The sequence below is a fragment of the Streptomyces sp. SD31 genome, from assembly GCF_052068475.1.
GTDB lineage: Bacteria > Actinomycetota > Actinomycetes > Streptomycetales > Streptomycetaceae > Streptomyces.
Map to the genome: position 1 here is coordinate 1 of NZ_JBQHCX010000045.1, position 3898 is coordinate 3898.

Here is a 3898-nt window from a genome sequence, read left to right on the forward strand (position 1 = left end):
CCTCACCCCGCGCGGCCAGCATCTCCACAACCATGCCCGTCTGGACCTGCGACAGCGGATACGCATCCACCGCACCCACCGGAAGCAGCGAACGGTCCTCGTCCGAGATCAGCGCGAACGGCTCCACCGCCGCCGTCACCTCGGCAGCCGACCGCCCCCCGACCAGAGCAGCGAGAGCGGCGACCGTCCGGTACTCGAACACCTCCCGCACCTCGACGTCGTAACCCGCGGCCCGCAGGCCGCCCACGAGCCGAACGGCACGGATGGAGTCGCCGCCGACCTCGAAGAAGCTGTCCTCGACACCGACTTCGGCCAGGTCCAGGACGTCGGCCCACACCGCCGCCAGCCGCTCCTCGACCGGGGTCCGCGGGGCCACCCGGAGAGCCGTGGCGAAGGCGTCGCGGTCGGGGAGGGGCAGGGCACGGTGGTCGAGCTTGCCGTTGGTGGTCAGGGGGACGGCGTCGATGGTGACGAAGGCCGCCGGGACCATGTAGTCCGGCAGGACGGACGCGAGGCGGTCGCGGAGTTCCGCGGCGCTCGGCGCCGGGCCGGCCGGGACGACGTAGCCGGTGAGGGCCTTGTGGCCGGGGACGGACTCGGTGAGGGTCACGACGGCGTCCCGCACCGCCGGGTGCTCGCGCAGGCGGGCCTCGATCTCGCCGAGTTCGATGCGGTAGCCGCGGACCTTGACCTGGCTGTCGATCCGGCCGAGGAAGTCCAGGCAGCCGTCGGGCAGGCGGCGGCCCAGGTCGCCGGTGCGGTACAGCCGCGAGCCCGCGGGCCCGAACGGGTCGGGCACGAAGCGTTCCGCGGTCAGCGCGGGCCGGCCGAGGTAGCCGCGGGCGACGCCGGGGCCGCCGACGTACAGCTCGCCGGGCACGCCGACGGGCACGAGACGACCGTGCGGGTCCAGGACATGGGCGCGCAGGTCGGAGAGGGGGTGCCCGATGACGCTCCGGCCCGGGTGGGCGAGGTCGTCGGCGCCGATGCGGTGGTAGCAGGCGTGCATCGTGGTCTCGGTCGGGCCGTAGAGGTTGACCAGGACCGGCGCGTCCAGGCCCATCCGGTCCACCCACGGCCGCAGTTCGGCCGTCTCCAGCTTCTCGCCGCCGAAGCCGACCAGGCGTAGGGCGAGCCGGTCGAAGCGGGGGTCGCCGTCACCGGCGGGCGCGCTGAGTGCGCGGAACGCCGTCGGGGTCTGCAGCAGCACCGTGACCTGTTCCGCGACGAGCAGGTCGAGGAACTCCTCCGGTGAGCGGCTGACCTCCGTGGGGACGACGACCATGCGGCCGCCGTGCAGCAGGGCGCTCCACATCTCCCAGACGGACACGTCGAACGCGTGCGAGTGAGCCTGTGTCACCACGTCGGTGTCGCCGAACGCGAACTGCTCACGGGTCGCGCGGAACAGCCGCAGCACGTTGGTGTGGCTGACGCCCACACCCTTGGGCGTGCCGGTCGACCCGGACGTGTAGATCACGTAGGCGAGGTCGTCGGGGCCGGTCGGGCACTCGGGCGCGGTGGCCGGCCAGGTGCCGAAGGGTTCGCCGTCGGCGGCGTGCCCGGTGCCGTCCGCGTGCCCGGTGTCGCCCACGTGCTCCGTGCCGTCCGCGTCCCCGGTGCCGACGAGGACCAGGTCGCCCTCGAAGGCGTCCGTCACCCGGTCCGCGTGGCCGCTCGCGCTGACCAGGATGCCGGCCCGCGCGTCGGTCAGGATGTGGACGAGGCGGTCGTCGGGGTTGTGCGGGTCGAGCGGCACATAGGCGGCGCCCGACTTCAGGACGCCGAGCAGGGTCGGCATCAGGTCGAGGTCGCGGTCCAGGAGGACGGCGACGACGGTGCCGCGGCCGGCGCCGAGGTCACGCAGCCGGTGCGCGAGCCGGTTGGCGCGCGCGTCCAGTTCGGCGTACGTCAGATGGCGGTCGCCGCAGGTCACAGCGGTGCGGTCGGGTGTACGGGCGGCTTGCGCGGCGAACGCCTCGTGCACGCTCGGCTCGACCGGCTGTTCGTCGGCGGTGTTCCAGTCGACGAGCAGCCGGGTCAGTTCGTCCTGCGGGAGGGGCACCACGGTGGCGTCCCCGTCCGGGTCGGCGGCCATCGCCTCCAGGACCCGCCGGTACAGGTCGCCGAGGCGGCGCAGCGCGTCCCGGCCGAGCACGTCGGTGGAGGTGCCGAGATTGAACCGGCCGTCGGCCGAGACCACGCTCAGCGCGAACTCGTTCGGCGACGAGTTCAGGCCGGCGTCCATGTCCACGGCGTCGCGGTCGACCTGGTGGAAGTTCTGGTGTTCGAAGAGCACGGAGATCAGCCGCTGGGCCTCGCCGGTGTCGCGCTGGATGGCGGGCAGCGGGTAGCGGCGGTGCGCCCAAATGTCGGTCTCCCGGGCGTAGACCCGCTCCACCAGCTCACGCCACGTCCCGGAGGGTCGATCGGCGGGGAAGGGAAGGGTGTTGAGGTGCATGCCGAGCACCCGTTCGGCATCCGGGGCCTCCAGACGGCCGTGGTAGACGACACCCGTGTGGAAGGCGTCCTCCGTCGTCACCGTCGACAGCACCTTCAGATGCGCCGCCAACAGCACACTCTTCAGCGACGTGCGCGCCCGCGCGGCCAGCCGTCCCAGGCCCTCAGCCAGGTCGGCGAAGGGCACGTACACCCGGTGGTGGTCGACGGCGCCGCCGTCCTCGTCGGCCCAGGTGTCGGGCAGTGTCAGCGGGGCGTGCCCGCGCACCACGTCCTGCCAGAAGGCGCGGTCGTCCTCGCCGGCCAGGGAGGCGAGTTCGGCGGCGACGAAGTCGGCGTACCGCACGGCGGGAGCCTCGAAAGCGGCCGGCTCACGGCCGTCCCGCAGGTCGCGGTAGCAGTCGAGGATCTCCATCAGCAGGGAGTGGTAGCTCCAGCCCTCGGTCGCCGCGTGGCAGTGGCTCAGCGTCAGCCGCCAGGCGGTGTCCGACTCCAGCTGGACACCGATCCGCAGCAGTGGCGCGGAGTCCAGGTCGAAGCCGGCGGCACGGTCCTCGTCCGCGTACGCCCGCCCGAGCCGCCGCTGTTCGGCAGCGTCCAGACCCCGCCAGTCGTGCACCGTCACGGGCAGGACGGCCGTGGCGTGGACGAGCTGCAGCGGCTGGGAGTAGCCGTCCAGATGCATCGACGTACGCAGGATGTCGTGGCGGGCGACGACGGTGTCCACGGCGGCCCGGAAGGCCTGCGCCGAGAACGGGTGCTGGTCGGGGATCCGGAAGGACGTCAGGTTGTGGTACGTGTGCAGTTCACCGGCCCGGAGCATCTCGACGAGCATGCCGGTCTGGATCTGCGACAGCGGGTACGCGTCCACCACGTCCGCCGGCAGGGCGGCCCGGTCCTCGTCGCCGATCAGCGCGAACGGCTCCACGGCACGGATCAGCGAGGCGCCCCCGCCCTGCCCGGACAGCCGGGCGGCCAGCGCGGCGATCGTCCGGTGCTCGAAGATCTCCCGTACGTCGATGTCGTACCCGGCGGCCCGCAGCGCGCCCACGAGCCGGACGGCACGGATGGAGTCGCCGCCGACCTCGAAGAAGCTGTCCTCGACGCCGACTTCGGCCACATCGAGGATCTCACGCCACACCGCGACCAGCCGCTCCTCGGCAGGCGTACGGGGAGCGACGTGCCGGCCGCCGGTGTAGGCGGCCTGGTCCGGGGCGGGCAGGGCACGGTGGTCGAGCTTGCCGTTGGTGGTGAGCGGGATCGCGTCGATGGTCACATACGCCGCCGGGACCATGTAGTCCGGCAGGACCGGCGCGAGATGCTCACGGAGCGCCGCCGCGTCCGCCCCACCGACGACGTACGCCACCAGGGACTTCTCCCCGGGCTGGCTCTCGCGGGCGACGACCACGGCGTCCTTGACGGCCGGGTGCTCACGCAACCG

At 73.0% G+C, this 3898-nt stretch carries 1 protein-coding gene; it reads right to left on the bottom strand.

Features of this window, described 5'->3' with window-relative positions:
- The coding region (locus tag ACTMVF_RS42330) for an amino acid adenylation domain-containing protein (protein WP_441276419.1) at positions 1–3898 on the bottom strand (3898 nt) is incomplete at both ends.